The following is a 27,000-nucleotide window of genomic DNA, read 5'->3' as shown; positions in this document are numbered from 1 at the left end:
TTACAGCTTCAGCGGTGCGGCGTAGCCGGTCATTTCCAGGTAGCCACGGCCCACACGGCGCCGGGCGTCGAGCAGGTCGCTTACGCCTTCCCAGTACACACCGCCGGTCGAGCCTCGGCTGTCCAGTTCCTGGTCGTCGAGCAGGGCGCGCACCTCGAAGCTGCCAGAGGGCGTCTGTACGCGCCATTGCGTCGGGTACTTTGCCTGCGTGCGCGGGCTGTCCCAGGTCTTGAGGCTCTCGAAGCGGACTTCGTCGTTCTTGAAGGTGCGAGCCACGCCATCGCGCGGGCGGAACGAGCCGCCGCCCCACAGCGCGCTGCCGTCGTTGCGCCGCAGGTGGAAGGCGGTGAGGGCGCTGCCGTCATCGAGGTTCATGCCGATCCAGTCCCAGCCCACGGCCTCGGGGTGCATCAGCGCTTCGCTCCATTCGTGGTCGAGCCATGCGGTTCCGCCCACGTCGAAAGCCTGCCCCTTGAGCGTGAGCTTGCCCTGCGCCTTGAGCTGCGGCTCGCTGTAGTAGTAGCTTGCCTGCGATTCATCGGGGCCCTTGCGCGAGAGGCCTGCGTTGCCTTGCAGCAGCACCGGCTGCGTGGGCGTGAAGCGCAGGTCGAGCGAGAACTCGCCGGCCGGAATGCGCGCGACGTAGATGCCGTCTTTTTCCCGCACCAGCGACCAGTCGCGGATGCGCACGTCGGTGTCGCTCGTGCTCGCCTCCGCCACGCCGAAGCCCGCGCGCGCGATGCGCTGGTCATGCAGCAGCACGCGGCCTTGCAGGTCGGTGACGGCTGCGTGCGCGAACACGAGATGCTTCGCGGCAAAGGCCGAGCGCATGCCCTGCGTGGCCTCGACGCGCGAGCGGAAGAAGGTCACCTGGTAGCCGAACTCGCGCCCGCCCGGCGTCTTCGCATGGCCGGTGATGTACCACCACTCGGTGCGCAGATCAGGGTGGCTGCCGAAGTCGCGCGGAAACTCCAGCCGGTGCTCGGGCAACGCCCATGCCGCCAGCGGACCCGCCGCGAGCGCCGCCAGCAGCAGGCCGCGGCGCGACAGCAGTGGCATGGGAGACATCACGACGCCACCAGCACATCGATGCGCTGCTGCGCCGGCCCGATGTCGCCGAAGGCGTTCTGCACCCAGGTCGCATCGTGGTAGCTCGGCAGGTAGCGCTCGCCCGCATCGCACAGCAGCGAAAGAATGGAACCCTGCTGCCCCGCCGCGCGCATCTCCTGCGCCACGGCCAGCATGCCGATGAAGTTGGTGCCTGTCGACGGCCCGACCTTGCGACCCAGCAGCGCCGACAGCGCATGCATGGCCGCCACCGAATCGAGGTTCGGCACTTCGATCATCCGGTCGACCAGCGTGCGGATGAAGCTGGGCTCCACGCGCGGCCGGCCGATGCCCTCGATGCGCGAGCCGGCGGCCGTCAGCGTAGCGTCGCCCGTGCGGTGGTAGGCCGAGAACACCGAGCCTTCGGGGTCGGGCACGCACACCTGCGTGTCGTGGCAGCGATAGCGCAGGTAGCGACCGATGGTCGCGCTGGTGCCGCCCGTGCCCGCGCCCACCACGATCCACTTGGGCACCGGATGCCGCTCGCGCGACATCTGCTGGAACATGCTCTCGGCGATGTTGTTGTTGCCGCGCCAGTCGGTCGCGCGCTCGGCGTACGTGAACTGGTCCATGTAGTGGCCGCCGGTTCGCTCGGCCAGCGCGCGGGCTTCTTCGTACACCTGCGCGGCATGGTCGACGAAGTGGCAGCTCGCGCCGTAGAAGGCGATCTGCGCGATCTTCTCGGGCGAGGTGGTGCGCGGCATCACCGCGATGAAGGGCAGGCCCAGCAGCCGCGCGAAGTAGGCCTCGCTCACGGCCGTCGAGCCGCTCGATGCCTCGACGATGGTCGTGCCTTCGCGCACCCATCCGTTGCACAGCGCATAGAGAAAGAGCGAACGTGCGAGCCGGTGCTTGAGGCTGCCGGTCGGGTGCGTCGATTCGTCCTTCAGGTACATGTCGATGCCGTGCGCCGCGAGCGAGGGCAGGGGCAGCGGGATCAGGTGCGTGTCGGCGCTGCGCTGGTAGTCGGCTTCGATGCGGCGGATTGCGCCGCCGAGCCAGCCGCTGCAGTAGGACGAGGAGGTGGAAGGTGTTTGCTGCTGCATATCGGCGCCAGTCTACAAGTCATGCCTTGTAACGCCCACAAGGTGCGATGAGGCGCGCAAATCGGGATACTGTGCCCTGCCATCTACAACAAGGCAGGAGACGAGACACATGAAAAGAACAAACCTGCGCCCCGCATCGCGGCGCTCGTTAGGTCAAAGGCATTCCTTCGGCGCGGTTGCGTTCGCGGCCCTTCTGCTCGCGGGTTGCGCGTCGGGGCCTCCCGGTTCGCAGACGCCCACGCGTCCTTCCTCATCGTTCGCCGTGCCCGGTCTCGAGAAGCCGGCTGAGGTGCTGGTCGACCGCTGGGGCGTGCCGCATCTTTATGCGGGCACGCTCTACGACGCATTCGTGGCGCAGGGCTTCATCGCCGCGCGCGATCGGCTGTGGCAGATGGACCTCTGGCGCAAGCGCGGCCTCGGCGAAATGGCGAAGGACTTCGGTCCCGCATGGGTCGAGAACGACCGCGCCGCGCGTGCGGTGCTCTACCGCGGCGACATGTACCGCGAGTGGCTGGCCTACGGCTCCGACGCCAAGCGCGTGGCCGAGGCTTTCACGGCCGGGGTCAATGCCTACGTGGCGCAGGTGCGCGCGCAGCCTTCGTTGCTGCCGCCGGAGTTTGCGCTGCTGGGCTACCAGCCGGCCACGTGGTCGCCCGAAGACGTGGTGCGCATCCGGCATCACGGCCTCACGCTCAACTTCACGTCGGAGGTCGATCGCGCCAAAGCCTACTGCGCGGGCGGAGCCGGCATCAAGGCCGACTGGCTGCGCCGCGAGCTTGATCCGCCGATCAACCCGCGCGTGCCGCCGGGGCTCGACCCGTGCACCATTCCTGCGGCCGAACTGCGCGCGGCCTACATGCGCGCAACCGAGTCGCCGCAGTTCACCAAGGCCAACACGCGGCTCGTGTCACCGGTGGCCCAACTGCCGGGCAGCGACGAAGCAGAACAACTGCAGGCCTCGCAAGGCGACCCGACCGGCGCCTACGGCAGCAACAACTGGGTGATCTCGCCGAAGCTCACGTCCACCGGCCGTCCCATCCTGGCCAATGACCCGCACCGCGCCCACGGCGCGCCCAGCCTGCGCTACATGACGCACCTGAGCGCACCTGGCATGGACGCCATCGGCGCGGGCGAGCCCTTCCTGCCGGGCCTGTCGATCGGGCACAACGGCACCATCGCCTTCGGCCTCACGCGCTTCTACATGGACCAGGAAGACCTGTACGTGTACCAGCTCAACCCGCGCAATGCCAACGAGTACCGCTACCAGGGTCGCTGGGAGCCGATGGTGCGCGTCACCGAACGCATCGCGGTCAAGGGCGAGAGCGCGCCGCGCGAGGTGGTCAACACCTTCACGCGCCATGGCCCGGTGCTGCTGGCCGAGCCGGGCAAGCAGCGCGCGTATGCCTTGCGCGCGGCGTGGCTGGAGCCCGGCATGGCGCCGTACTTCGGTTCCATGGACTACATGCGCGCGCGCAACTGGGACCAGTTCCGCGCGGCCATGAACCGCTGGGGCGCGCCCGGCGAGAACCAGGTCTATGCGGACACCAGCGGCAACGTCGGCTGGATTCCCGGCGGCCTCACGCCCATCCGGCCCAACTGGGACGGGCTGATGCCGGTGCCGGGCGACGGGCGCTACGAGTGGTCGGGCTTCCGCAACGGCGACGAGCTGCCTTCGGAGTTCAACCCGGCGCGTGGCTATGTGGTGACCGCCAACGAGAACAACATTCCGCCAGACCATCCCGCCGCGAAGAAGGGCGTGGGCTACGAGTGGAGCGACGCGGCGCGTGCGCGACGCCTCAAGGAACTGTTCGCGGCCAAGGTGGCGGCGGGTTCGCGCTTCTCCGTCGAAGACTCGGAGCGCATGCAGAACGACATCGTCGCGACGCCCGCGCAGCGCGTGCTGAAGCTGCTGGCCGGCCTGCGCAGTGACGACGCGCAAACGGCAACAGCGCTGCGCATGCTGCAAAGCTGGGACGGCACCATGGACCGCGACAGCGCAGCCGCCGCGCTGTACGAGGTGTGGAGCAGCAAGCCGCTGCGTGCCGCCGTGCTAAAGGCCGGCGCAGGCGATGCAGGCGCCGCGCTGGCCGCGCCCGGCGACAACACGCGCATGGTGCTGTTGCTCGAAAGCCCCTTCGGCTGGGTCACGAACGAGCAGCGCGATGCACTGCTGCTGAAGACACTGCCAGTAGCGATGCAAGAGCTCACCACCAAGCTCGGCCCCGACCCCGCGACCTGGAAGTGGGGCGCGCTGCACCGTGCCGAGTTCCGCCATCCGCTGGGCGGTGTGGTCGATGCCGCCACGCGCAAGAAGCTCGACGTGGGCGACTGGCCGATGTCCGGTTCTTCCTTCACGCCGATGGCGGCCACCTACCGGGCCAGCGACTACAAGCTGACGGCGGGCGCATCGTTCCGCATGGTGCTGGACGTGGGCAACTGGGACGCCTCGCGCGTCATCAACACGCCGGGCCAGTCGGGCAACCCGGAGAGCCCGAACTACCGCGACCTTGCGCCGCTGTGGCTCGAAGGCAAGTACGTGCCGCTGGTCTACAGCCGGGGGGCTGTCGAGAAGGAAACGGTGGAGAGGATCCAGCTGACGCCGGCGCGCTGAGACGCCGAGGGCGCTACCAGTCTTCCTTCACCGCCAGCACCACGTCCTTGCCGGCGGCGGCCCGGCCCGCCATCCAGGCCGTCACGGTGCCGGCGGCCACCACCGCCGCGCACAGTGCCAGCAGGCGGCCCCATGGCACCAGCAGGTCCATGCTCCAGTGGAAGCTCTGCGGGTTCACGACCTTCACGAGCACCACCGACACGGCCAGCCCCAGTCCCAATCCGGCCACGGCGCCGATGGCGGTCCACGCGGCGCCTTCACCGGCCACCACTGCCAGCACCTGCCTTCGCGTGAAGCCCAGGTGCGCGAGCAGCCCGAACTCCTTGCGCCGCGCCAGCACCTGCGCGCTGAAGCTCGCGGCAATGCCGAACAGCCCGATGGCGATGGCCACCGCCTGCAGCCAGTAGGTGACGGCGAAGCTGCGGTCGAAGATGCGCAGCGAGGTCGCGCGGATCTGCCCCACCGATGCGATCTCGACGGACTCGGCGGACGAGCCGCCCTGGCGTGCCGCCAGAGTGCGCACTGCAGTCTGCACCGCGCCTTCCGACGCTCCGGGCGCAAGCCACAACGCCACGTCGCTCACATTGCGCTCGCCGGTGATGCGCTCGAAGTCCCGCGCATCCATCGTGACTGTGCCGAACTGCCGCGCATAGTCGCGCCACACGCCCGCCACGAAGAACGTTTGCGCCTTCTTCGAGCCCGCGCGCAGGCCCATCGCGTCCGACAGCGGCGTGAACGCCGTGCCCGGCTTCGCGCCATACAGCTCCACCATCGGCTCGCTCACGTAGATGCCGATCTGCCCCTCGGGCACGGGCAGCGCGGCACCTACCAGCGGCAACGACTGCGTCGCCCCGCCTTCCAGGCTGCGCGCAATCAGCGTCACGGTGGGCCGTGTCGCATCGAGCTGAAGCGATTGCGTGCGCAGCGTGCCCGTGCGCGCCACGCCGGGCAACTGCGCCAGCGACTGCACGAAGGCTGGAGAAAAGGTCGCCGTGTCTGTGCTGCTGCTGTTGCCGCTGTTGCTGCCGCGCCCGCCCGAGGTGGCGCGCACGTACAGGTCGGCCGGCAGCACCACGTCGAGCCAATGCGTCACCGAATCGCGAAAGCTCGCGACCATCACCGTGAGTGCGACGGCAAGGCTCAGGCTTGCCACCACGCCGCTGACCGCCACGGCGGCCGTGCCGCGCATGCGGCGCGCGCGCTCCACCGCCAGCATCGGCAGCACGCGTCGCGCGAACATTGGCGCCACTCGGTCGTACAGCAGCGCGATCAGCCAGGGCAGGGCGGTGATGCCTCCGACCAGCAGGCAGCCCACCGACAGGTATGCCGCCACCGGGATGCCGCTGATGGCCGGCACGTTGGCCAGCACCGCGCTCAGCGCGATCAGCCCCAGCGCCAGCCAGTGGCCGTTGCCCTGTGTGGGCGCGGCGCCCAGGCCCTTGAGCGTCTGTGCTTCGGGCAGCGCCTGTGCCGCGCGCGCGGGCCACCAGCCGCCGACCAGCGCGGCCAGCACGCCCAGTCCGCCGTACAGCAACGCCGAGCCCGCGCTCCAGTGCAGCGTGGGCGCCACGCCTTCGAAGTACCCGCCACCAAGGTCGCCGCCCAGAACGCGCAACGCAAAGGCCGCGAGCGCTGTACCCAGCGCGAGACCCGCCGCGCTGCCGATCAGCCCCAGCACCAGCGATTCGGCCAGCACCAGCCGCAGCCGTTCGCGCGGCGTGAGGCCGAGCACGCCGAGCAGCGCGAACTGCTGCGCGCGCTTGGCCACGCTGAGCGCCAGCACCGAGAACACCAGGAACGCGCCCGTGAACAGCGCCACAAGCGCCAGCACCGTCAGGTTCACGCGGTAGGCGCGCGACAGATTGCTCACGCGCTGCGCCGCATCACCGGGCTCGGCAAACTGCACGCCCGCTGGCCAGCCCGGCGACTGCTGCAGCGAGGCCATGAAGGCGGCCCTGTCCGTGCCGGGCGCCAACCGCAGGTCGATGCGGCTGAGCCGGCCGATCTGGCCGAACAGCTCTTGCGCCGCCGCGATGTCCATCACCGCGAGCGCAGTGCCGCTGGCGGCGACATGGCCGGCCACGTCGAGCTTGTGCCATGCGTCGCCGCTGCGCAGTTGCATCGTCTCCGTCGTTCCGGCGGGCGTTTCCGCCGGCAGGCCCAGTGCGCTGCGTGCCGCTGCGTTGAGGAACACACGGCCCGGCGCGAACAGCGAGAAGCGGTCGGCACCGGCCGCGGCCTGCGGCATCAGCGCGGGCGCGATGGTCGGCAGCACCAGCGCATCGACGCCCATCACGCGCATCGGCACCTGGCGCTCGCCGGCCAGCGCCAGGCCCTGGAACTCGACCACGGGGCTCGCCAGCGTCACCTGCGGGTGCCGGGCCAGCCGCTCGAACACGGCCTCGTCGAAGCCGCCCTGCACGGCGCGCACTTCCAGGTCGGGCTGGCCGTTGACAGAGCGCACCGCGCTCGCGAACTCGTCGAGCGCCGACGCATTGATCAACTGCACCGAGAAGGCCAACGCCACGCCCAGCATCACGGCCAGCACGGCGGCCGCGTTGCGCCAGGGGTGGTGGCGGAGTTCCTGCCAGGAGAAGGTGGTGAGCAATGCGCGCATCGGGCAATTGTCGCGGCGCGCGCGGTGTTACACCGCCGTGGCACGATGGCGCCTCTTCGACGACGCCTGAGGAATCCGACGATGCGGCTCTTGCCCCGTGCCCTGTACCGCCCCTGGCTTGCGGCCTGGCTCATCGCACCGCTGCTGGCAGGCCACGCCGCCGCACAGCTTCAGCAACCCCTGACACTCGCCAGTGACCCGACGGTGCTGGCCAAAGCCGCTCTCGGTGCCGAGCGGGGCACGCTGGTGGTGGGCACGCTGCGCAACGGCCAGGCGTCCTACGGCGCCGCCTACAACCCCGAGCCTCCGTCGTCGCCGCGCGCCATCGCGGCTGGCAGTGCCGAGCAGCCGATGTTCGAGATCGGCTCCGTCACCAAGGTCTTCACCGGCCTGCTGCTCGCGCAGTCGGTGGAGCGCGGCGACCTCAAGCTCGACGACACCGTGGGCAAGCTGCTCGCCGGCAAGGTCGAAGACCTATCGTCCGCCGTGGCCTCGGTCACGCTGCGCCAGCTCGTCACACATACGGGCTGCATGCCCGTGATGGCCGATGGCGTAACAGGCGGCGCGCCGCTCGCCGAACAGTTCCGCACCTTCGACAAGCCCATGTTCTGGGCGTCCCTCGCGCGCATCAAGCTCACGGCCGCCGCGCCGCCGTGCGAAGGTGCGTACAGCAACTTCGGCATGGCGTTGCTCGGCCAGTTGCTGGCCGAGCACTACAACACCTCGTGGGGCGAACTGGTGCGTGCGCGCATCACCGAGCCGCTGGGCATGAACGACACCGTGATCTCGCTCGGCGACAAGGCCTCGCGCATGGCCCCGGCCTTTGCCGGCGACCGCCGCCAGCCGCTGTTCGACATGCTGGCCTACGCGCCGGCCAGCGCGCTGCGCTCCACCGCCGCCGACATGATGACCTTCAGCCGCGCCATCCTCGCGGGCGCCGGCGGTCCGCTCGGCCCGGCCGCCGCGCGCATGCTCACGCCGCTGGCGCGCTACGAGGGCGCCGATATCGGCTACGCAGTGATGGTGCGCGGCCCCGAAGGCGGCCGGCGCACCTACTGGCACGCAGGCGTCACCGAAGGCTACCGCACGCTATGGCTGCTCGCGCCCGACACCGGCGAAGCGATGATCGTGCTCAGCAGCAACGCACGCGCGCCGATGCAGCCCGTGATGCTGGCCATCGGCAAGAGCCGCTACCCGGTGCCGACGGTGGAGGTGCCGGTCGATCCGAAGCGGCTGGAAGACTACAAGGGCGAGTTCCGCGTGACGAAGGCCAAGTCGCTGAGCTTCACCGTGCGCAGCGGCAAGCTGCTGGTGCGCGAGACCGGGCGCGGCTACAACGCGCTCACGCCCACCGGCAACGACCGGTTTGCGGTGACCGGCATCGGCGCGCAGTTCGTCTTCCGGCGGGATGCGGGGAATGCGGTGGTCGCGGTGTCTCTGACGCAGGGTGGCAGCCAGCTCGATGCGAAGCGGGTGGGGGAATCGGTCGCTGTGCCGCAGGAGTGACTGCGCGACACGACTAGCTGGCCAACTCCAGCAACTGGTCGGCCATCTGCTCCATTTCGCCGCGCATGACGAGCTGCCTGAGCCAACTCTCCGGAATGCCGCCGAAGCCGTAGAAGGCACCAGCCAGCTGGCCGCAGATCGCGGCGGTGGTGTCGGCGTCGTCGCCGAGGTTGGTCGCAGCGAGCACGGCGTCCTCGAAGGATTCGGTGTGCGCAAAGCACCAGAGCGCCGCTTCGAGCGATTCGACGCAGTAGCCCGATCCCTTGATGCGCTCGATGGGCTTCGAGGCGTAGTCGCCGCGCGCCAGTGCCGCGACCTTCTCGCTCAGCGGCTCCATCGGCACGGTCGCAAGAATCGCCGCCTTGCTTTCGCCGCGCAATGCCGCGCGCAACTGCAGCGCGAAGAGTCGCGAGCACTCGATCGCCTCCAGCGCACCGTGCGTGGTGCGCGTGCTTTCGCCGGCCTGCTGCCAAGTGGCCTCGGCGCTCGCTGCATAGAACATCGGCACCGGTGCGAGCCGCATCAGCGCGCCGTTGCCGGCCGTGCGCGGATCGGGGTCGCCCGAGAACGGATCGCCCGACGCGAGGTAGCGGGTAAGAGCGCCCGACACGGTCAAACCGATGTCGAAGCACTGCCCGGTGCTGCTCATGTAGCCCACGCTGCGCCAGTTGCAGTAGCGGTTCATCTGGTCGACCGCATCGAAGCCCTTGCGGTGGATCAGGCTCGCCGCAAGGCACAGCGTCATCGAGGTGTCGTCGGTCCATTCGCCGGCAATCAGCCCGAAAGGGCCACCGCCCTGCATGCCGGTCACGGGCGCGAAGGTGCCGCGCGTGCGGAACTCGACCGTGGTGCCCACGGCGTCGCCGCAGGCCAGGCCGAGCAGGCAGCCTCGATAGCGTTCGATGCTGGTCATTGCGCTTTCCTCAGCGCATCGCGTGCGGCCATCAGAGCAAAGCCCAGCAGGTTGAGGCCCATCCATTCGCGTGGCTCTTGCGCCGCAGGATCGGTGGCCGCGAGGCCAATGCCCCAGATCGAATCGACCGGGCTGGCCTCTACCAGCACCTGATGGCCGGTGCCGAGCAGGAAGGCGCCGAGTGCTGGGTTCTGCGAGAACTTCTCGATGTTGCCCTGCGTCACGATGTCGAGGCGCGCAGCCACCCATGCCGCTTCGTCGAATCCGCGGATCTTGCGGCCGAGTTTCTTGGCTTCGCCCGGCGTGCGGGCCGCCAGAATCTGCTCGCAGGTTTCCGCATCGTCGAACAGGCGCGACTTGCCGGCCATCATGAAATGCTCGGCCGTGCGGTAGTGCGTGCCATCGACGGTGAATTCGGCCTCGAACCACTGGCTGAAGCAACTCTTGTTCACGCCGGTCTTGGGCGCCTGGTGGCCCCAGAACAGCAGGTACTCGGGCTGATGGCCCTGTGCGAAATACGCAGGTAGATCCTGGATGCTGCGCGGTGTCGTCGTCATTTCTTTTTCTCCTCAGGCGCCGATGTCGAGCGGATGCTCCACCGGCAATTGCAATTCGGGGTTGTCGTTTTGCGCCAAGGGGCGCTGTGCGTCCACGAAGGCGCGCATGTCGATGACCTCCAACAGTTCTTCGCTCGCAAAAGCCGCGAGCGTACGGCCGCGCAAGCCCAGCTGGATCGCACGGCGTTCCAGCTTGTGGCCGCTGGGCGAGTGATCCGGGTCCCATTGCAGGCGCACTTCCGAGCTCTCGACCGCTGCTTGCCATGCCTCGCGGCTCGGGTAGCTGGGGTTGAAGGTCGATGGCACGGCCTCGCGCACCACGCGCTCGAAGAAAGCACGACGCAGCCGCAGGCCGAGCGTGATCTCCTGGCCTTCCTTGGTGCCCCAGCCGCAGCGGTACATCATCCAGAGGAAGTTGGGCTTTATCCAGCTCATGCGCGAAAGGCTGAAGTCCGGGCCGTCGAGTCGGCCGTGGCGGATCGCATGTTCGCCGATGGCGGGGCGGTAGGCCTGGTACACGACGACGGATGCCGCGTCGTGGTGGGCGAGGATGTGTTGGCCGCTCTGCGGCCAGCGCGCGCGTTGGGCGACGTGCGGTTCGACGGGAAGGGGTGTGACAGCGTTGTTCATTTCTTGCTTCTTCTTTTTTGAGTTGCCCTATGCAACTAATTAAGGGTTGTATAGTACAACTAATCAATCCGGAGTCAAGCCTTCCTGTGAGCACCCCCTCGTCAAACTTTCCGGCCCTGACCTTCCCGCGCCCGCTGGTCACGGTCGATGTGGTGACGTTCACCGTGCTTGACAACGCGCTGCAAGTCCTGCTGGTGAAGCGGCCCTCCGACACGGTCGAGCCGTTCCCCGGCAAGTGGGCGTTGCCGGGCGGCTTCGTGAACATCGACGAAGACGCCACGCTGCTCGATTGCGCCTTGCGCAAGCTGCGCGAGAAGACCGGTGTGGTGACGCCCTATCTCGAACAGCTCGGCAGTTGGGGTGGCGCGCAGCGCGATCCGCGCGGCTGGTCGGCTACGCACTGTTTCTATGCGCTGATTCCCGCGGAGGCCATGCAGTTGCGCAGCGGCGCCAACGCGCCCGAAGTGGCGTGGTTCGAGGTCGATGCCGCTTCGCGCAAGCGGCTGGCCTTCGACCACTGCGAACTGCTCGACGCGGCCGTTGCCCGGCTGCGCAGCAAGGTCGAATACACCTCGCTGCCGGCCTTTCTGCTCGAAGAGCCGTTCACCCTGCCGGCGCTGCAGCAGACCTACGAGGTTGTTCTGGGCCGCGGTATCGACAAAAGCGCCTTTCGCAAGCGCATGCTCGACGGCGGGTTCATGGAAGAGGCGGGAATGCTCACCGGCAGCCTCGGCCGACCGGCCATGAGCTACCGGCTGCGCGATCGTTCGCAGGCAGCGCTGTTTCCCCGCACGTTCAACGCGAAATAAGTCTGGGGCCCTGAGCCGTTCGCTCAGAGCCGATCCGACATCGCATGCAGATACGCGCGAACCGCCGCGCTGGCGCTCAGGCCGATGGCGCGGTCATAGGCCTGCCGCGAGGCGGAACGTGCGCCGCCGGCCGCGAGCAGGTGCGCACGCGCCGCCCAGAACGGTTGGTAGTTCGCTACCTCCAGCGCGGGAATGGCTTCGAGCGCCCGCAGGCCGATTTCGGGGCCGCGCGCGTTCGCCAGCGCGCAGGCCCGGCTGACCTGGGCGCCGATGCTGGGCCGCAGGGCCAGCAGGCCTTCGTACAGCGACACCAGCACTTCGGGCGCGACCGGCGCGCCCACGCGGCGTTCGCAATGGGCCGACTGGATGGCCGCTTCAAGCTGGTATGCACCGAGAGATTTCATGTCCGATGCCAGCCGCAGACAACGTTCGGCCTCCGCGAGCAGATCCGGGTCCCAGCGCAGCGGGTCCTGCTGGTCGAGCGGCACGTAGGCGCCGGTCTCGCTGCGACGGGCCGCGGCGCGGCTTTCGCAGAACAGCATCAGCGCGAGCAGGCCCAGCGGCTCGGGCTCGTTCGGCATCAGGCCGCACAGGATGCGGCAGAGGTCGATGGCCTCGGCCGTGAGGCCGCGGGGCAGGGCGTCGGCGCCGTCCACGTCGTCCCAGCCGGTGCCGTAGGCGGCGTAGATGCCGTCGAGCACGTCCTGCAGCCGCTGTGGCAGGTCGCGCGCCTGCGGGTATTCGAATGGAATGCCGGCCGCGCGGATACGGGCCTTGGCACGCACCAGCCGTTGGCCGAGCGTGGCCGGCGCGGTGAGAAAGGCGCCGGCCATGCGTGCCGCGTCGAGGCCGAGCACGGTCTGCAGCATGAGCGGTGCGCGCGCCGCCGCGTCGATGGCCGGGTGCGCGCACACGAAGAGCAGGCGCAGCCGCTCGTCGGGCACGGCCGCGCCGTCGGTGGTGCCTTCGTCGACCTCGCCGGCCAGCAGCAGCAGGCTCTGCGTGGCCGCGTCCTGCACACGGGTGTGGCGCCAGGCGTCGAGCTTGCGGTGCCGGGCCACGCTCAGCAGCCAGGCATCGGGCTGCACGGGAATGCCGTCGGACGGCCAGCGCTCGAGCGCCCGCGCAAAGGCGTCGGCCAGTGCGTCTTCCGACGCGGCGATGTCGTGCGTGCGCGCCGACAGGATGGCCAGCAGCCGTCCGTAAGAATCGCGCGCCGCACGTTCGGCGGCTCTCTGAACCGCCGGATCACTCATGCGGCTACGGCGGTCGCCATGAAGACAGGCCGTATCTCGACCCCGCCACTGGTCGCGCAGGGCGCGCGCGCAGCCCATTCGAGCGCGGCGTCGATGTCGGGCACGTCGACCACGAAGTAGCCGCCGAGCTGCTCCTTGGTGTCGGCGAAGGGGCCGTCCTGCACCTGGCGCTTGTCGCCGCGCACGCGCAGCGTGGTGCCGGTCATGGGCGGGAAGAGGCCGTGGCCGCCGAGCGAGATGCCGGCCTGGCGCACGGCGTCGGCATACGCGACCCAGCTGGCCCGGTAGGCCTGCGAGGACGCGTTGTCGCGCTGTTCGAATTCGGCCGCGGGCTGATAGAACATCAACATGTACTGCATGGTGTCTCTCCGTCAAGGAAAAGGCTGTTGAGCAAGATCGCTCACCACAATGACGGCCCGCCGGCGGTCATTTCGACACGGGTTCGTGCCGAGCAGATTATTTTTTATGCGATTGCCGTTTGGCGCAACGGTTGCACCACCTATGCCCTAGGCCGTCATGCCGCCCTGGCCCTGATGGAGGGCGCGAACATGGCTTCCATCTCGTTGCGCAGCCTGTAGGCGGCAGTCGTCGTGTCGATCGCCACGTCGGCCCAGCTCAGGCTCTGGCCCTTCTTCACGGGGCGCACCAGCTTGACGTTGTGCGCCAGCCCGAGCGGCAGGCCGCCCAGGCGCAGCGAGCGCTCGGCCGGCAGCAGCTTGCCCCAGACCGTGTAGCCGCCTTCGCCGTCGAGCATCTCGCCCGCCGCGAGGTCGCGCTTGGCGGTGGCGACTACGTCGGCGTTCCAGCAGGTGGCCACGCCGGTGGGCTCGCCGCGCAGCGCCACGCAGGCCACCGACATGCCGACTTCGAGGCCGATCAGGTGCCAGCGCTTGTAGAGCGTGAAGTAGCGCCCGCTCGGGTCGGTGTGGGCGTTGTATTCCTCGAAGCAGTTCTTGATGTAGTCGGTCTCGGCCTCTACCGTGACCCACACGCCCATGCGGATGTCGTAGGGAATCTTCCGGCCATCGGCTTCGAGCGACGACACCACCTCGACCATGCCTTTGCGCTCGAGCACGCCGCCTTCGCTTTTCGGCCGCGTGACGAAGGGAATGTCTTCCACGCTCGCGGGCGGGTAGAGCAGGCCGTCCGAAGGCACCGTGAGCCCGGTGGCGTTGGCCACCGCCGAGCTTTCTATCGACGGCTTGGAGCCGTCGAGAAAGCTGTTGAACATCTTCGGGTTGAGCCCGCCGCGTTTTGCCTGCTCGGGCGTGAGGCCGTAGTTGCCCCACACCGTCTCGGGCGTCGATTCGGTGAAGTGCGGCAGCCACTTGTGGCCGCGCCCGGCCGCCACCACCGGAAAGCCGCAGGTGCGCGCCCAGTCGACCAGGTCGCAGATCAGCGCGGGCTGGTCGCCGAAGGCCAGCGAATAGATCACGCCGGCCTGCTGCGCCCTGTGCGCAAGCAGCGGGCCGCAGAAGGCGTCGGCCTCGACCGTCACGTTCACCACGTGCTTGCCGTGCGCGAAGGCGTCGAGGCAGTGGTCCACCGCCGCAATGGGGTTGCCGGTGCACTCGACCACGATGTCGATGCACGGTTCGCGCGTCACCGCCTGCCAGTCGTCGGTGATCCAGGTGGTGCCGTGCTTCAGCGCCTCTTGCACCGAGCCAGCCGCGGCGCGCTCGGGCTGCCAGCCCACGCGTTCGAGGTTGACGCGGGCAGCGTCGGGCGACAGGTCGGCAATTGCCACCAGTTGAACGCCGGGCGTGCGCGGAATCTGCGCGAGGTACATCGAGCCGAACTTGCCGGCGCCGATCAGGCCGATGCGGATGGGGCGGCCTTCGGCGGCGCGTTGTTGCAGGCGGGTGTGCAGGCTCATGGGGTCAGGCCTCCGCGGTGTCGAGCACGTCGAGCGAGGTGAGCAGTGCGCTCTCGGGCAGGCCGTTTTTCCACGGCACATCGACCGGGTACGGCTTCAGCAGGCAGTCGTCGGGCAGCATCTCGACGGGCGTGAAGTCGCGGTGCGCGATGTACTCGGGCCGCTTGTGGCGCCGGATGTGGTTGCTGACCGCGCACAGGCTCAGGTACACCGCCACGCGATTGAAGGGTGACAGATTGCTGCCCGAGGCATGCACCAGGCAGCTGTGGAACAGGATCATCGAACCGGCCGGCCCCTTGGGCGAGACGATGCCGCCGTGCTTGCCGCCCGCGCGATCGACCAGCTGGCGGATCAGGTCGTTGTCCACGGTCCACAGCGGGTAGCTGGTGGTCGTGAGGTCATGCTTCGCATCGACCACGCCCTTGCGGTGGCTGCCCGGAATGAACATCAGCGGGCCGTTGTGCTCGGTCACCTCGTCGAGAAAGATCGCGACGTTCATCGCGCGCTCGGTGGGCATCAGGTCGTCGTTGAGCCAGGTGCCGTAGTCCTGGTGCCACTGCCATACGTCGCCCTCGAAGGCCATCTTGCCGTTGATCTTGAACTGGTGCATGTAGACCTCTTCCTCGAAGAGATCGGTTACCGGGCCGACCATGCGCGGGTGGCGCGCCAGGCGCGCGAAGGGCTCGCTGATGAGGTGCGCGGCGAAGTTCGTGCGCACGGCGTCGGAGCCTTTCTCGCGCACGTTGAAGGCCTCGCGCCTGCTGTAGAGATCGGGCACCGCGTCGGTCAGCACCTTCGTCTCTTCGGCCGAGAAGTGGCCGGGGAAGAACAGATAGCCGTCGCGCTCGAACTGCGCGCGTTGCTCGGGGGTCAGCTTCATGCCTTGTCTCCTTTTTTCGTGGGGGTGGGGGATGCGGCTCGTGCCAGTTGCTGCGCGAGCCGTTCGCTCAATGCCTCGCTGGCTCGCGAGACGTGTTCTTCGCTCAGGCGAGAGGCGCGCTCGACATTGCCGGCCGCAATGGCTACGGCGATGGCCTCGTGTTCGTCCCACAGAGATTCGCGCTGTGGCTCGGCCTGCAGCACCGCGCCCATCGCGCGGCGCAGGTGGCGCCAGTGCGGATCGGCGCTCTGGCCGATCAGCGGGTTGCCCGATGCCTCGTAGATGGCCTGGTGAAAGGCAACGTCGGCGTCGATCATTGCTTCGACATTGCGCCCGCGCGCTGCGCGCCGGCCGCGTTCGATGAGCTTCGGGTCGATGCGAAAACGTTGCTGTGCCGCCAGCCGAGCGGCCAGCACGTCGAGCGCGCCGCGCACCTGGTAGACCTTGCGCATCGCTTCGGCTTCCAGCGGCGCGACCAGTACGCCACGGCCAGGTGCGTCGAGCACGAAGCCGTCTTTCTTCAGCAGCCGCAGCGCCTGCAGCACGGGCTGTCGCGACACCGAAAGGCGAGAGGCGATGTCCTCCTGGGTAAGGCGCTCGCCCGGCGCGAGCGTGCCGCTGCTGATGGCGCCGAGCAGGGCGCGGTAGACCTGGTCGACGAGGTCGGGGGCGGCTTCGATGCTGACGAGCTGGGCGGGCATGGGCGGCTTTCTTTGAACTCTGTATACAGAGTACGGAGTTCACGGCCGACGCGTATCCCGGGTTTTTACCCATCGGGGCTGCAAAAATTTGCAAGCCGCCGCTAAGCTCGGACACATGCAACTACCTACCTACGACGACGTCATCGCCGCGGCCGCGCGGCTCGAAGGCCATGCCCACCGCACGCCGGTGCTGCGCTCTACCACCGCCAACGAACGCTGGGGCGCCAGCTTCTTCTTCAAGTGCGAGAACTTCCAGCGCATGGGCGCGTTCAAGTTCCGTGGCGCGTTCAATGCGCTGTCGAAGTTCGACGCAACGCAGCGCAAGGGCGGCGTGATCGCGTTCTCATCGGGCAACCATGCGCAGGCCATTGCGCTGTCGGCGCGCCTGCTGTCGATGCCGGCCGTGATCGTGATGCCGAAAGACGCACCGGCCGCCAAAGTCGCCGCCACCAAGGGCTACGGCGCCGAAGTGGTGATGTACGACCGCTTCACCGAAGACCGCGAGGCGCTGACCAAGCAGCTCGCACAGGAGCGCGGCATGACGATGATTCCGCCCTATGACCACCCCGACGTGCTGACGGGGCAGGGCACGGCGGTGAAGGAGCTGATCGAGGAAACAGGCCCGCTCGACCACCTGTTCGTGTGCCTGGGTGGCGGCGGGTTGCTGTCGGGCTCTGCGCTGTCGGCGCGTGCGCTGGCGCCTGATTGCAAGGTCTACGGCGTGGAGCCCGAAGCGGGCAACGATGGCCAGCAGTCGTTTCGCGCGGGGAAGATCGTGCACATCGAAACGCCGAAGACCATTGCCGATGGCGCGCAGACGCAGCATCTGGGCGAGTACACCTTCGGCATCATCAAGCGCGACGTGGACGACATCTTCACCGTTACCGACGAGCAGCTCGTCGATGCGATGCGCTTCTTTGCCGAGCGCATGAAGATGGTGGTGGAGCCGACCGGCTGCCTCGCCTTTGCGGGTGCGATTGCAGCGGGCAAGGCGATTGCCGGCAAGCGCGTGGGCATCGTGATCAGCGGCGGCAACGTCGACCTGTCGCGCTACGCGACCTTCCTCGCGCCGCAGACATAAGGCTTCAGGCCGTGCGCAGCGAACCGAAGAGCCCTTCGGTTTCGTCCTGCGGCCCGGCCGCGAAGTACAGCGCATTGCTGTCGCCGAGCGCCACGCCATTGCCGAACTGCAGGCCCCAGAGGCCGGCGATGGACACGGGCCGGTCCTGCGCATCGCGCAAGTCGTCCACATACTGGCCGCTGGCCGGATCGAAAGCGCAGATGCGGCCCGTCCCGCCGAAATTGCCGACCAGCAGCAAGCCCGACAGCGCGCCGAAGTCAGCGGGCGCAATGGCCACGCCCCAGGGCGCGTTGAGCCGGCCGTCATCCGCATAGACGCGCAGCAGACGACCATCCAGATCGAATTCGGCGAGCCTGCCGCGCGAGGGGCGATTGCCCGTTGCGGCTTCGGCCGCGGCATCCAGCGCATCTTCCTCGCCGGCGTGGAAGGCATGCGCTTCGGCTGGGCCGGCCTGGCTGATCGCATACAGCACGAACACCCGGTCCCGGGTTCCGTCGTTCACCACCTGGATGTTGAAAGGCACTGGGTCGCCCGGCCGTGCCGCGCCTGCCGGTCCGCTCGCGAAGGGGTTGGCGAAGCCCTGCGTCGGCACCAACTGCCACTGCGCGTCCAGTGTGCGTATCTGCGGTTGCGCGCCGAAGTCGGCCAGCCACAGCCGGTCCCAGCGGCCGGTGTGGATGGCGGCGCCGAAGAAGGCCATGCCCTGATCGGCACCGTTGAAGACCTCCACGGCCGGGCCGTCCATGCGCACGATGGCGCCGCTGTCTGCATCGCGCTCGGTCCAGGCGCTGACGCTACCGCTGTCCGTGACGAAGACGAAGCGCGCCGAACCGTCCAGCGTGCGCTCGCCGGCCGGCTGGCCTTGCACCCGGAACAGGTCCGAAGTCAGGGCCGCGCCGTTGAACACGACGCCGGTGACCTTGCCTGCGCTGTCGTCGCTCGTGCTGGCATCCGAGCCCGGTACGGTCACTTCGCGCAGGCCGTCTTGGTGCAGTGCGCGCAATGCCGGGTCGGCCGAACGCGTGACGTCGCCGAGGTATTGCCAGGAGATGCCACCGCCGCCAACCCAGAAATGGCCGCCGGCACCGGCCGGGCGGATGGCGATGCCCCAGCCGTTGATGAATTCCGGCTCCGTGAAGGAAGCGCCGTAGCGGGTGTGGCTGGCCAGCAAATTGGCCTGGCGGTATCGGTTGACAGCGGCGCTATTGCTGCTGCCGCTGTTGCCGCCACCACAGGCGGCCGGCGCTGATGAACATTGGTTGGCAGCGGTGTCGTTGCCCCCGCCACAGGCGACTAGCGCCGATGAAGCGAGCGTGCCTAGAACGAAGTTTCTTCTGTCGAGCATGAGTGATCCCCCTGATTGCATTGCAAAGCCGTTTTATGAATTGGCTGAGCACGCGGGACCACCATGCCTTTGAAGCAGATGAACTGCAGGCGTCGGTGTGTTCGCAGGTGGCTTGGCTACGGGCCGTCGAATGCTATGAGCACCCGTCTTGGAGGTTCAAAAATCCGGCTCTGTTTCTGCCAACTTTTGCCGGACTTGGCGATGGCATTGGGCGTAGCCAGGAAGTCTCAGGTGGCGATGCCGTCGGCGCGCAGATGCAGCAGGCGGTCCGCGCGGGCGGCCGCGCTCTCCGAGTGCGTCACCAGCACCAGCGACGCACCATGCTCGCGGGTCTGCCCGATCAGCAGTTCCATCACCTTCGCGGCGGTGGTCGGGTCGAGGTTGCCCGTGGGCTCGTCGGCCAGCAGCAGGGCGGGGCGGTGCACCAGTGCACGCGCAATCGCCACGCGTTGCAACTGGCCGCCCGACAGCGTCTGCGGCAGCCGCGCGCCCATGCCGGGCAGGCCCACCGCTTCGAGCATGTGGGCGACGCGGCCGTCGTTGTCCTTCTGCTGGCCCAGCAGCATCAGCGGCAGCGATACGTTCTGCGCCACGTCGAGGTGCGGCAGCACATGGAAGGCCTGGAACACGAAGCCCACGTGGCGCCGGCGCCAGAGCGCGCAGGCTTCGCCGTCGAGCGCACCGATGTCGGTGCCGTCGTGCGTCACCGTGCCCTGGTCCCAGCTGTCGAGGCCAGCCATGCAGTTGAGCAGCGTCGACTTGCCGACGCCCGATTCGCCCACGATGGCGACGAATTCGCCGGGCTCGACGCCCAGCGTCACGTTCTCGAAGACAGGCGCATCGCCGTAGTGCTTGCCGAGGTTGGAAATGCGCAGCGTCATCCGAGTTGAGTGGTCTTGGAGATCAGTTGAACGGCGGTCTGCACCGCGTCGGGGGCGTCGCAGGCGATCACGGTGCGCTGCGGCATGCTGCGCAGCCAGGTGATCTGCCGCTTGGCAAGCTGGCGCGTGGCGGCGATGCCGCGTTCGCGCAGATCGGCCATGGCTTTGGCGTCGGGAGCGGCATCGCCGCAGGCGTCGAGCGTTTCCCAAGCCTGCCGGTAGCCGACGCAGCGCATCGAGGGCAGGTCGGTCGACAGGTCGCCGCGCGCGCGCAGTGCGCGTACTTCGTCGAGGAAGCCGGCTGCCAGCATCGCATCGAAGCGCTCGGCAATGCGCGTGTGCAGCCAGGCGCGGTCGGTAGGTTCGAGCGAGAACAGCACGCCGCCTTCGACTGCGCTGGCAGTCTTGTTGTCGCTCGCATGAAAGCTCGACAGCGGCTGGCCGCTGCTCTCCCACACTTCGAGCGCGCGCTGGATGCGCTGGCTGTCCTGCGGTGCCAGCCGCGCGGCCGTGACCGGGTCGACCTGCGCGAGCCGCGCATGCATGGCGGGCCAGCCGAGCGTGGCGGCATCGGCGTCGATGCGCGCGCGCACCGCGGCATCGGCCGCGGGCATGGCGTCTATGCCGTCGAACAGCGCCTTGAAATACAGCATGGTGCCGCCCACCAGCAGCGGCAGCGCGCCGCGTGCGCGAATCTCGCCGATGAGCCGCGTGGCGTCAGCCACGAAGGCGGCCGCGCTGTAGCTGTCGCGCGCATCGAGGATGTCGATCAGGTGATGGGGCGCGGCAGCCTGCTCGGCGGCCGTGGGCTTGGCGGTGCCGATGTCCATGCCGCGGTAGACCAGTGCCGAGTCAACGCTGATGATTTCGACCGGCTGCAGCCGCGCCAGCGCCAATGCGGCGGCCGTCTTGCCCGAAGCGGTGGGGCCGGCAAGCGCCACGTAGCGCGGCGGACCGGAACGCGCAGCGGCGGGCGATGCCGGGGGAGCGGCCTCGGCGGCCGGTGCGGAGCTGGGAAACATGATGCGCCGAGGGTAGCAAATGGCGCGCGCCGGTCTGCAGCGCGGGTCTTGCTCAGGTCGTTTCCCGCATCCGCTTGATGTCGCGCAGCGGCGGCGCTCCAAACAGACGGGCGTATTCGCGGCTGAACTGCGAGGCGCTTTCGTATCCCACGCGCACTCCCGCGGTGCCGGCATCGATGCCCTGGTTCAGCATCAGTTGCCGGGCCTCTTGCAGGCGCAGCTGCTTCAGGTATTGCATGGGGCTCATGCCCGCCACGGCACGAAAGTGCTGCCGGAACGTCGATGGACTCATATGCACGGAAGCGGCCAGATCGTCCGCCAGCACAGGCTGCGTGAAATTCATCTTGAGCCAGGCCATGCTCTGCGCCACCTGCTGGCCTGGAGAGCCGACTGCCACGAGGCGCTGCAACTGCTGGCCATGGCGCCCGGCGAGCAGGCGAACGGCGATTTCCTGCTGAAGCAGTGGAGCGATCTGGGGAATCAGTTTGGGCTCGGCCAGCAGCTCGACGAGCCGCGTCACCGTGCCGAGCAGCGTCGGATCGAGATCGCCGAGCGACATGGCTCGATAGCTGTAGTCCTTTGTCGGTTGGGGCAACGCCATCTCGGCTGCCGCCTGCACGATGGCGCGAGAGTCGAGCTTGAGCATGATGCCCAGAAAAGGCCGCGCGGCGCTGGCCTGGGTGACATGCGCCACGACGGGAAGGTCAGCCGTGGTCAGCAGCGATTGCCCAGCGGCGTAGTCGAAGAATTCCTCGCCGAGCGCAACCCGCTTCTGCCCACTGACAGTGATGCCCACACCAAAGCCATAGATGCAATGAACAGGCTCGGTCGTGGCGCTGCGACGGTGGAGCGAGAGTTCGGGAATGGCGGTGATGAAGTCGCCGTCATTTTTGACAATGCTTCCGACCGCTTTGGCCAAGCCGCTCAGGACGGCCGATTCGCTTTGCTGCGTCAGCTGCGGCGCTTCCATTTGAATCCTTTCGGGGTGCTCCGGCAAAGTCTAGCTCGCGCATTTCGCTCGGTCCGCATTTCTGGCGCAGTCTCATCGTTTCAGGCAAGAACACGCGCGCTTTCGGCAAACGGGTCGACGGTTCCTGGGCAGACACTGGCACCAACCGAAAGGAACATTCCCATGACCGACAAGAAAATCTGGTTCATCACCGGCGCAGGCCGGGGCCTGGGCGTCGACATCGCCAGGGCAGCGCTGGCCGCAGGCCACGCCGTCGTGGCCACTGGCCGCGACCCCGCGAAGGTGGCTGCGGCCATCGGCCCCCATGCAGACCTGTTGAGCGTCAAGCTTGATGTCACCCGCCTCGACGACGCACAGGCAGCAGTGGAGGCCGCCATCGCGAAGTTCGGGCGCATCGACGTCCTGGTCAACAACGCGGGCAACTTCTACGCCGGTTTCTTCGAGGAGCTGAGCCCCGAGCAGGTCCGCAACCAGATCGAGACGCTGCTGTTCGGCCCGATGAACGTCACCCGCGCCGTGCTGCCGATGATGCGCAAGCAGCGCTCGGGCCTGTTGCTCACCATCTCTTCGACTGCGGGGGTTGCCGGCGGAATGTTCTGCACTGCCTATGCCGCGGCAAAGTTTGGCGTCGAAGGATGGATGGAGTCGCTTGCTCCTGAGCTTGCCCCCTTCGGCATACGCACCATGCTGGTGGAGCCGGGCTTCTTCCGCACCGAGCTGCTCACCGCCGGTTCGACCACTTTCGCCGAGCCGAACATCGACGACTACGCCGAGCGCACCAGGGAAACCGTTGCCGCCTGGAGCAGCATGAGCGGCAAGCAGGGCGGCGACCCCGCCAAGCTCGCCGACGCCATCGTGCGGCTTGCCGCGCTCGAAGAGCCGCCGGCCCGGTTCGCCGCAGGTGCCGATGCCGTGCAGACCTTCGAGGCCAAGGCTAACGCGCTGCTTGCGCAGGCGGGCGCTCATCGCGGCCTGTCCACGTCTCTTGCCCACGACGACCGGGGACAGCAATGACCAGCGATCGCACCGCAGCTGTCCAGCGTTCCTTTGCCGCTTCCCTCGTCGTGGCGCTGGGCATTGGCGTGGGCGTCGTCGCGTGGCCGGCACGCGCAGTGGCCAGCCAGGCGCTGGCGCAGAAGTACGCGTGCGTCGCATGCCACCAGGCCACAGCCAAAGTGGTGGGTCCGTCCTGGAAAGACATCGGGGCAAGGTACGGCGAAGGAAAGGGAACTGCCGCGCAGCTGGCTGCAAGCATCAAGGCCGGCAGCTCGGGAAAGTGGGGCCCGATGCCGATGCCGCCGCAAACCCTGGTCCCCGATGCCGACGTGCAGTCGCTCGCGCAATGGCTGCTCGACGGCGCCAAGTGAATCAGATCCAACCTACCCAGGAAGAACCGAACATGAGCATGCTCCACATCAACGGCCGTGAACACACGGTCGACGCCGACCCCGGCACTCCCATCCTCTGGGCCTTGCGCGACACGCTGGGCATGACCGGCACCAAGTTCGGCTGCGGCGCGGCGCTGTGTGGCGCCTGCACCGTGCATCTGGACGACCAGGCCATCCGCTCGTGCATCACACCCATCTCGGCCGCCGAGGGCAAGAAGATCACCACCATCGAAGCAACGACCAGCGGCAGCGATCGGGTCGGCGCAGCCGTGCACACCGCATGGGTCAAGCACGACGTGGCGCAATGCGGCTACTGCCAGAGCGGCCAGATCATGAGCGCGACGGCCTTCCTCAAATCGCTGCCGCGAGGCAACCAGCCCAGCGCGGAGGAGATCGATTCGGCCATGGTCGGCAACATCTGTCGCTGCGGCACCTACGCCCGCATTCGCGCCGCCGTGGCCGATGCGGCCAAGACCCTCGCCTGAAGGAGCCGCCATGCTGCCCAACATCGACTACCGCGAACTGCCGCGCGCCATGCAGCGCCTGATGGCCCAAGGTCTGACCGGCGAAGCTGCCACGCTGCCTCGCCGCAGCTTCCTGAAGATGGCCGGGGCTGGCGGCCTCGCGCTCGGCGCCTTTCCTCACCTGGCCATGGCGCAGGCCGACGGTGCGGCGCAGGCGGCTGGCGCGCTCAAGCCGACGCAGCAGCCATCGGCCTTCGTGCAGATCGCTTCCAATGGCGAAGTCACGGTGACCATCAACCGGCTGGAATTCGGCCAGGGTGTGCAGACCGGCTTGCCAATGATCCTGGCCGAGGAACTCGACGCGGACTGGGCCCTGGTGCGCAGCCGCAATGGCTCGAACGACGCCGCCTATGTCGATCCGCTCTTCGGCATCAACATGACCGGCGGCTCCCACTCGATCAAGAACAGCTTCACGCAGTACCGCGAACTGGGTGCCCGTGCCCGGGCCATGCTGCTGTCGGCGGCAGCGGCGCGCTGGAAGGCCGACGTGGCCACGCTGCGCACGCAGGCCGGCATGGTGCTCGGCCCGGGCGGCCGAAAGCTGGGCTACGGAGAGTTGGCTGAAGCTGCCATGGCCCTGCCGGTGCCGGAGAAGGTCACGCTGAAGAATCCCAAGGACTTCCGGATCATCGGCCGTCCGACCACGCGCCTGGACGCGCGCGCCAAGAGCAGCGGGCGCCAGGACTTCGGCATCGACGTGCGGCATCCCGGTCAACTCACGGCGGTTGTGGCGCATCCGCCGGTGTTCGGCGCTCGCCTGGCCTCGGTGGACGACAGCGCGGCGCGCGCCGTCAAGGGCGTGAAGGCCGTGCTGCGCGTGCCGCTGGACCGCGGCGCCGAAGGCGTAGCCGTGGTGGCCGATGGCTACTGGCCCGCCAAGCTGGGCCGCGACGCGCTGAAGCTGCAGTGGGACACGGCCTCCGTCGAGAAGGTAGACACCGAAAAGCAACTGGCGCAGTACCGCGAGTTGGCCGGCCGCCCAGGCTCACGCAAGTTCGACGCCGACATGGCACCGCTGGCTACGGCGCCCCGGCAACTGGAAGCCGAGTTCGTCTTCCCCTATCTCGCTCACGCACCCATGGAGCCGCTGAACTGCACCGTCAAGCTGTCGAACGGGCGCGCCGAGCTGTGGGTCGGCACTCAATGCGCCGGGCTGGACGCTGCCGCCGCGGCGCGCGTGCTGGGCCTCAAGCCCGAGCAGGTGACGGTGCATGTTCAGATGGCGGGCGGCGGCTTCGGCCGGCGTTTCGTGGGCACCAGCGACTTCGTGGTCGAGGCCTGCGAGATCGCCAAGGCCGCGCGTGCCGCCGGCTTCGACGTGCCGGTGCGCCTGCTGTGGAGTCGCGAGGACGACATCAAGGGTGGCTACTACCGCCCCATGCATCTGCACCGCGCACGCATCGGCTTCGACGAGCGCGGCAGGATCCTGGCGTGGGACCACGTCATCGTCGGGCAGTCGATCACCACTGGCACGGTGTTCGGGCAATTCCAGGTGAAGGACGGCATCGACGCCACGGCCACCGAGGGCATGCGCGATCCGTACCCGCTGCCGATGCGCCTGACGGTGCATCACCCCCAGGTCAACGTGCCTGTGCTGTGGTGGCGCAGCGTGGGTTCCACCCACACCGCCTTCGTGATGGAGACCCTGATCGACGAGATCGCCCGCAGCACGAAGCAGGACCCGGTGGCCTATCGGATGCAGCTCTTCGCAGACAAGCACCCACGCCACCGCGCTGCGCTGCAACTGGCCGTGGACAGGAGCGGCTACGGCAAGAAGCAGCTGCCGGACGGTCGTGCCTGGGGCGTAGCCGTGCACGAGTCATTCGACTCCGTGGTGGCCTATGTGGTGGAAGCTTCAGTGAAGGACGGCCAGCCGGTGCTGCATCGCGTCACCAGCGGCGTGCACTGCAACCTGGCGGTCAACCCGCGCAGTGTGGAGGCGCAAGTGCAGGGCGCGGCGGTGATGGGGCTGTCGACGTGCCTGTCCGGCGGTGCGATCACGTTGAAGGACGGCGTCGTGCAGCAGAGCAACTTCGGCGATTTCACCGTAGCCCGAATCACCAACATGCCGGAGTTCGATATCCACATCGTGCCCAGCGCCGATGCGCCCACCGGCATGGGCGAGCCCGGCCTGCCTCCACTGGCGCCTGCGTTCGCCAACGCCATTGCACGGTTGACGGGCAAGCCCTTGCGCCAGCTGCCCTTCAACCTGGCTTGACGGCGGGCGCGGACGAAACCTAGATGGCGGCCGGTGCCGGCGCGCGCACCTCGCCGCGCACATCCTGCGGCGCCAGCGCGGCGGAAGGCGGTGCAAGCCGTGGCTGCGGCCGGTTCGCCACGCCGCCATTGCTGGCGACCATGCTCTCCGGCTTCATGCGGAACAGCTGCGTCAGCGCCGCGCGGTACTGCGCCTCGCCGATCGAATTGGTGTTGTGGTGCGAACCGCCCTCGACCAGCACGAACAGTTTGGGCACGGTGGCCGCGTCATACAGCTTGCGGCCCAGCGTCGGGTTGATGAGGCTGTCGGCCGTGCCATGCACCACCAGCAGCGGCGAGCCGATGTCCTTGACCGTGTTGATCGCTTCGAATCGCTGCGTGATGAACGGGCCGAAGGGCAGCCAGCCCCACTTGAAGCCGCTGACCACGTCGGCGATCGAGGTGAAGGTGCTCTCGACGATGGTGCCGCTCTCGTCGTTCACATGCGCCGCCAGGTCGATGCCGATGGCGCCGCCGAGCGAGTGACCGAAGATGTAGCGGTGCTGTTTGGGGTGGCGCGCGGCCAGCCAAGTCCAGGCGGCGCGGGCGTCTTCGCGGGCCGACTCTTCCGAGGGCAGGCCCTTGGAGCTCTTGCCGAAGCCGCGGTAGTCGATGGCCAGCACCGAGAAGCCCAGTTCGTGCATGCGCTGGATGCGCGGCGCCGAGCCGGCCACGTTGTAACGGGCACCGTGCAGGTACAGCATCACGGGGGTGTCGGTGGTTTCGGGCGCGCCGCCCAGCCACAGGCCGTGCAGGCGAGCGGGCTCACCGGTGAGGGAAGACTGGAAATCGATCCACACGTCTTCCATGCCCTGGGTCATGGAGGCGGTGTTGCCCCAGCTGCGGTCGCTGGGCTGGAAGATCCATTCGCGTTGCTGTTCGTCGAGCGTCGAGCAACCGGCTGCCAGCAGGGCACAAAGCGAGAGGACAGACGCGAGGAGGGTCCAGCGTTTCATCATGGGGTTGAGGGACAGCGAAGTCGGCGGAAAAGTTCACCTGCTTTCACCTTGGTGCGCCGACACTG

At 68.2% G+C, this 27,000-nt stretch carries 24 protein-coding genes; 8 read left to right on the top strand and 16 right to left on the bottom strand.

The window, feature by feature from the left end:
- Complete coding sequence (locus tag BLV60_RS24170; protein ID WP_093057826.1) at nucleotides 1-1,068, bottom strand: lipocalin-like domain-containing protein; 1,068 nt, start codon at nucleotides 1,066-1,068, stop codon at nucleotides 1-3.
- Entirely contained in the window at nucleotides 1,068-2,153 is a 1,086-nt protein-coding gene (locus BLV60_RS24165; RefSeq protein ID WP_093057825.1) for a PLP-dependent cysteine synthase family protein, read from the bottom strand. The genes BLV60_RS24170 and BLV60_RS24165 overlap by 1 nt, the downstream gene beginning before the upstream one ends.
- 109 nt (nucleotides 2,154-2,262) lie before the next feature.
- Here BLV60_RS24165 and BLV60_RS24160 point away from each other — a divergent pair, with 109 nt between their 5' ends.
- A complete protein-coding gene (locus BLV60_RS24160) occupies nucleotides 2,263-4,764 on the top strand; it encodes a penicillin acylase family protein (RefSeq protein WP_093057824.1) in 2,502 nt (833 codons plus the stop codon).
- Nucleotides 4,765-4,777: 13 nt separating this feature from the next.
- On the opposite strand, the gene BLV60_RS24155 is transcribed toward BLV60_RS24160, so the two are convergent.
- A complete protein-coding gene (locus tag BLV60_RS24155; protein WP_093057823.1) occupies nucleotides 4,778-7,381 on the bottom strand; it encodes an FtsX-like permease family protein in 2,604 nt (867 codons plus the stop codon).
- An 81-nt stretch (nucleotides 7,382-7,462) separates the two neighbouring features.
- Here BLV60_RS24155 and BLV60_RS24150 point away from each other — a divergent pair, with 81 nt between their 5' ends.
- Entirely contained in the window at nucleotides 7,463-8,887 is a 1,425-nt protein-coding gene (locus BLV60_RS24150) for a serine hydrolase domain-containing protein (protein ID WP_093057822.1), read from the top strand.
- A 13-nt stretch (nucleotides 8,888-8,900) separates the two neighbouring features.
- Here BLV60_RS24150 and BLV60_RS24145 read toward each other — a convergent pair whose 3' ends face one another.
- From BLV60_RS24145 to BLV60_RS24135, 3 genes are read right to left on the bottom strand one after another with little or no spacing between them, the layout of a single operon-like run.
- Nucleotides 8,901-9,800 (bottom strand): ADP-ribosylglycohydrolase family protein, encoded by a 900-nt coding sequence (locus tag BLV60_RS24145; RefSeq protein ID WP_093057821.1) that lies wholly within the window; start codon nucleotides 9,798-9,800, stop codon nucleotides 8,901-8,903.
- Complete coding sequence (locus tag BLV60_RS24140) at nucleotides 9,797-10,357, bottom strand: NADAR family protein (RefSeq protein ID WP_093057820.1); 561 nt, start codon at nucleotides 10,355-10,357, stop codon at nucleotides 9,797-9,799. The genes BLV60_RS24145 and BLV60_RS24140 overlap by 4 nt, the downstream gene beginning before the upstream one ends.
- Nucleotides 10,358-10,369: 12 nt before the next feature.
- Nucleotides 10,370-10,987 carry a DUF4291 domain-containing protein gene (locus BLV60_RS24135; RefSeq protein ID WP_093057819.1) on the bottom strand — a complete coding sequence of 206 codons (618 nt, stop codon included), beginning with the start codon at nucleotides 10,985-10,987 and terminating at the stop codon, nucleotides 10,370-10,372.
- An 86-nt stretch (nucleotides 10,988-11,073) separates the two neighbouring features.
- Here BLV60_RS24135 and BLV60_RS24130 point away from each other — a divergent pair, with 86 nt between their 5' ends.
- A complete protein-coding gene (locus tag BLV60_RS24130) occupies nucleotides 11,074-11,796 on the top strand; it encodes an NUDIX hydrolase (protein WP_093057818.1) in 723 nt (240 codons plus the stop codon).
- A gap of 23 nt (nucleotides 11,797-11,819) precedes the next feature.
- Here BLV60_RS24130 and BLV60_RS24125 read toward each other — a convergent pair whose 3' ends face one another.
- From BLV60_RS24125 to BLV60_RS24105, 5 genes are all read right to left on the bottom strand, one after another.
- Nucleotides 11,820-13,052 carry an RNA polymerase sigma factor gene (locus BLV60_RS24125; RefSeq protein ID WP_093057817.1) on the bottom strand — a complete coding sequence of 411 codons (1,233 nt, stop codon included), beginning with the start codon at nucleotides 13,050-13,052 and terminating at the stop codon, nucleotides 11,820-11,822.
- Nucleotides 13,049-13,411 (bottom strand): YciI family protein, encoded by a 363-nt coding sequence (locus tag BLV60_RS24120; RefSeq protein ID WP_093057816.1) that lies wholly within the window; start codon nucleotides 13,409-13,411, stop codon nucleotides 13,049-13,051. Before BLV60_RS24120 ends, BLV60_RS24125 begins: the two co-directional genes overlap by 4 nt.
- Nucleotides 13,412-13,566: 155 nt before the next feature.
- Nucleotides 13,567-14,928 carry an NAD(P)H-dependent oxidoreductase gene (locus tag BLV60_RS24115; protein WP_093057815.1) on the bottom strand — a complete coding sequence of 454 codons (1,362 nt, stop codon included), beginning with the start codon at nucleotides 14,926-14,928 and terminating at the stop codon, nucleotides 13,567-13,569.
- Between the two features lie 4 nt (nucleotides 14,929-14,932).
- The gene (locus tag BLV60_RS24110) at nucleotides 14,933-15,808 is read right to left on the bottom strand and encodes a phytanoyl-CoA dioxygenase family protein (RefSeq protein WP_093057814.1); all 876 of its coding nucleotides are present in this window, start codon (nucleotides 15,806-15,808) and stop codon (nucleotides 14,933-14,935) included.
- A complete protein-coding gene (locus BLV60_RS24105) occupies nucleotides 15,805-16,509 on the bottom strand; it encodes a GntR family transcriptional regulator (protein ID WP_093057813.1) in 705 nt (234 codons plus the stop codon). Before BLV60_RS24105 ends, BLV60_RS24110 begins: the two co-directional genes overlap by 4 nt.
- A 115-nt stretch (nucleotides 16,510-16,624) precedes the next feature.
- Between BLV60_RS24105 and BLV60_RS24100 the strand changes: the two genes are divergently transcribed.
- A complete protein-coding gene (locus BLV60_RS24100) occupies nucleotides 16,625-17,590 on the top strand; it encodes a threo-3-hydroxy-L-aspartate ammonia-lyase (RefSeq protein ID WP_093057812.1) in 966 nt (321 codons plus the stop codon).
- Between the two features lie 4 nt (nucleotides 17,591-17,594).
- Here BLV60_RS24100 and BLV60_RS24095 read toward each other — a convergent pair whose 3' ends face one another.
- From BLV60_RS24095 to BLV60_RS24080, 4 genes are all read right to left on the bottom strand, one after another.
- The gene (locus BLV60_RS24095) at nucleotides 17,595-18,935 is read right to left on the bottom strand and encodes a TIGR03118 family protein (RefSeq protein ID WP_093057811.1); all 1,341 of its coding nucleotides are present in this window, start codon (nucleotides 18,933-18,935) and stop codon (nucleotides 17,595-17,597) included.
- A gap of 227 nt (nucleotides 18,936-19,162) precedes the next feature.
- Complete coding sequence (locus BLV60_RS24090; protein WP_093057810.1) at nucleotides 19,163-19,816, bottom strand: ABC transporter ATP-binding protein; 654 nt, start codon at nucleotides 19,814-19,816, stop codon at nucleotides 19,163-19,165.
- On the bottom strand, nucleotides 19,813-20,838 hold the full coding sequence (gene miaA / locus BLV60_RS24085; RefSeq protein ID WP_176928909.1) for a tRNA (adenosine(37)-N6)-dimethylallyltransferase MiaA: 1,026 nt from the start codon (nucleotides 20,836-20,838) through the stop codon (nucleotides 19,813-19,815). The genes BLV60_RS24090 and miaA overlap by 4 nt, the downstream gene beginning before the upstream one ends.
- A gap of 52 nt (nucleotides 20,839-20,890) precedes the next feature.
- Complete coding sequence (locus BLV60_RS24080; protein ID WP_093057809.1) at nucleotides 20,891-21,808, bottom strand: AraC family transcriptional regulator; 918 nt, start codon at nucleotides 21,806-21,808, stop codon at nucleotides 20,891-20,893.
- A gap of 162 nt (nucleotides 21,809-21,970) precedes the next feature.
- Here BLV60_RS24080 and BLV60_RS24075 point away from each other — a divergent pair, with 162 nt between their 5' ends.
- From BLV60_RS24075 to BLV60_RS24060, 4 genes are read left to right on the top strand one after another with little or no spacing between them, the layout of a single operon-like run.
- Nucleotides 21,971-22,822, top strand: coding sequence for an SDR family oxidoreductase (locus tag BLV60_RS24075; RefSeq protein ID WP_093057808.1), 852 nt, complete (start codon nucleotides 21,971-21,973; stop codon nucleotides 22,820-22,822).
- Entirely contained in the window at nucleotides 22,819-23,175 is a 357-nt protein-coding gene (locus tag BLV60_RS24070) for a c-type cytochrome (RefSeq protein ID WP_256329553.1), read from the top strand. Before BLV60_RS24075 ends, BLV60_RS24070 begins: the two co-directional genes overlap by 4 nt.
- Before the next feature lie 32 nt (nucleotides 23,176-23,207).
- Nucleotides 23,208-23,681: a (2Fe-2S)-binding protein gene (locus tag BLV60_RS24065; protein ID WP_093057807.1), complete on the top strand. Its 474-nt coding sequence runs from the start codon at nucleotides 23,208-23,210 to the stop codon at nucleotides 23,679-23,681.
- A 10-nt stretch (nucleotides 23,682-23,691) separates the two neighbouring features.
- A complete protein-coding gene (locus tag BLV60_RS24060; protein ID WP_093057806.1) occupies nucleotides 23,692-25,938 on the top strand; it encodes a xanthine dehydrogenase family protein molybdopterin-binding subunit in 2,247 nt (748 codons plus the stop codon).
- A 19-nt stretch (nucleotides 25,939-25,957) separates the two neighbouring features.
- On the opposite strand, the gene BLV60_RS24055 is transcribed toward BLV60_RS24060, so the two are convergent.
- Nucleotides 25,958-26,935: an alpha/beta hydrolase gene (locus BLV60_RS24055; RefSeq protein ID WP_093057805.1), complete on the bottom strand. Its 978-nt coding sequence runs from the start codon at nucleotides 26,933-26,935 to the stop codon at nucleotides 25,958-25,960.
- Nucleotides 26,936-27,000: the final 65 nt, after the last annotated feature.

It is taken from the genome of Variovorax sp. YR634 (assembly GCF_900106655.1).
Classification (GTDB): domain Bacteria; phylum Pseudomonadota; class Gammaproteobacteria; order Burkholderiales; family Burkholderiaceae_C; genus Variovorax.
Note: the sequence above shows the minus strand (reverse complement) of the source record. Positions and strands in the feature narration are given on the sequence as shown.

Bases quoted from the DNA above. Each gene is read 5' to 3' on its own strand.
- BLV60_RS24125 (WP_093057817.1), bottom strand. From the start codon at position 13,052: ATGAGTGATCCGGCGGTTCAGAGAGCCGCCGAACGTGCGGCGCGCGAT.
- BLV60_RS24090 (WP_093057810.1), bottom strand. From the start codon at position 19,816: ATGACGCTGCGCATTTCCAACCTCGGCAAGCACTACGGCGATGCGCCT.
- BLV60_RS24055 (WP_093057805.1), bottom strand. From the start codon at position 26,935: ATGATGAAACGCTGGACCCTCCTCGCGTCTGTCCTCTCGCTTTGTGCC.
- BLV60_RS24110 (WP_093057814.1), bottom strand. From the start codon at position 15,808: ATGAAGCTGACCCCCGAGCAACGCGCGCAGTTCGAGCGCGACGGCTAT.
- BLV60_RS24165 (WP_093057825.1), bottom strand. From the start codon at position 2,153: ATGCAGCAGCAAACACCTTCCACCTCCTCGTCCTACTGCAGCGGCTGG.
- BLV60_RS24065 (WP_093057807.1), top strand. From the start codon at position 23,208: ATGAGCATGCTCCACATCAACGGCCGTGAACACACGGTCGACGCCGAC.
- BLV60_RS24160 (WP_093057824.1), top strand. From the start codon at position 2,263: ATGAAAAGAACAAACCTGCGCCCCGCATCGCGGCGCTCGTTAGGTCAA.
- BLV60_RS24095 (WP_093057811.1), bottom strand. From the start codon at position 18,935: ATGCTCGACAGAAGAAACTTCGTTCTAGGCACGCTCGCTTCATCGGCG.
- BLV60_RS24155 (WP_093057823.1), bottom strand. From the start codon at position 7,381: ATGCGCGCATTGCTCACCACCTTCTCCTGGCAGGAACTCCGCCACCAC.
- BLV60_RS24115 (WP_093057815.1), bottom strand. From the start codon at position 14,928: ATGAGCCTGCACACCCGCCTGCAACAACGCGCCGCCGAAGGCCGCCCC.
- BLV60_RS24105 (WP_093057813.1), bottom strand. From the start codon at position 16,509: ATGCCCGCCCAGCTCGTCAGCATCGAAGCCGCCCCCGACCTCGTCGAC.
- BLV60_RS24135 (WP_093057819.1), bottom strand. From the start codon at position 10,987: ATGAACAACGCTGTCACACCCCTTCCCGTCGAACCGCACGTCGCCCAA.
- BLV60_RS24170 (WP_093057826.1), bottom strand. From the start codon at position 1,068: ATGTCTCCCATGCCACTGCTGTCGCGCCGCGGCCTGCTGCTGGCGGCG.
- BLV60_RS24120 (WP_093057816.1), bottom strand. From the start codon at position 13,411: ATGCAGTACATGTTGATGTTCTATCAGCCCGCGGCCGAATTCGAACAG.
- miaA (WP_176928909.1), bottom strand. From the start codon at position 20,838: ATGTTTCCCAGCTCCGCACCGGCCGCCGAGGCCGCTCCCCCGGCATCG.
- BLV60_RS24145 (WP_093057821.1), bottom strand. From the start codon at position 9,800: ATGACCAGCATCGAACGCTATCGAGGCTGCCTGCTCGGCCTGGCCTGC.
- BLV60_RS24150 (WP_093057822.1), top strand. From the start codon at position 7,463: ATGCGGCTCTTGCCCCGTGCCCTGTACCGCCCCTGGCTTGCGGCCTGG.
- BLV60_RS24060 (WP_093057806.1), top strand. From the start codon at position 23,692: ATGCTGCCCAACATCGACTACCGCGAACTGCCGCGCGCCATGCAGCGC.
- BLV60_RS24075 (WP_093057808.1), top strand. From the start codon at position 21,971: ATGACCGACAAGAAAATCTGGTTCATCACCGGCGCAGGCCGGGGCCTG.
- BLV60_RS24080 (WP_093057809.1), bottom strand. From the start codon at position 21,808: ATGGAAGCGCCGCAGCTGACGCAGCAAAGCGAATCGGCCGTCCTGAGC.
- BLV60_RS24070 (WP_256329553.1), top strand. From the start codon at position 22,819: ATGACCAGCGATCGCACCGCAGCTGTCCAGCGTTCCTTTGCCGCTTCC.
- BLV60_RS24100 (WP_093057812.1), top strand. From the start codon at position 16,625: ATGCAACTACCTACCTACGACGACGTCATCGCCGCGGCCGCGCGGCTC.
- BLV60_RS24140 (WP_093057820.1), bottom strand. From the start codon at position 10,357: ATGACGACGACACCGCGCAGCATCCAGGATCTACCTGCGTATTTCGCA.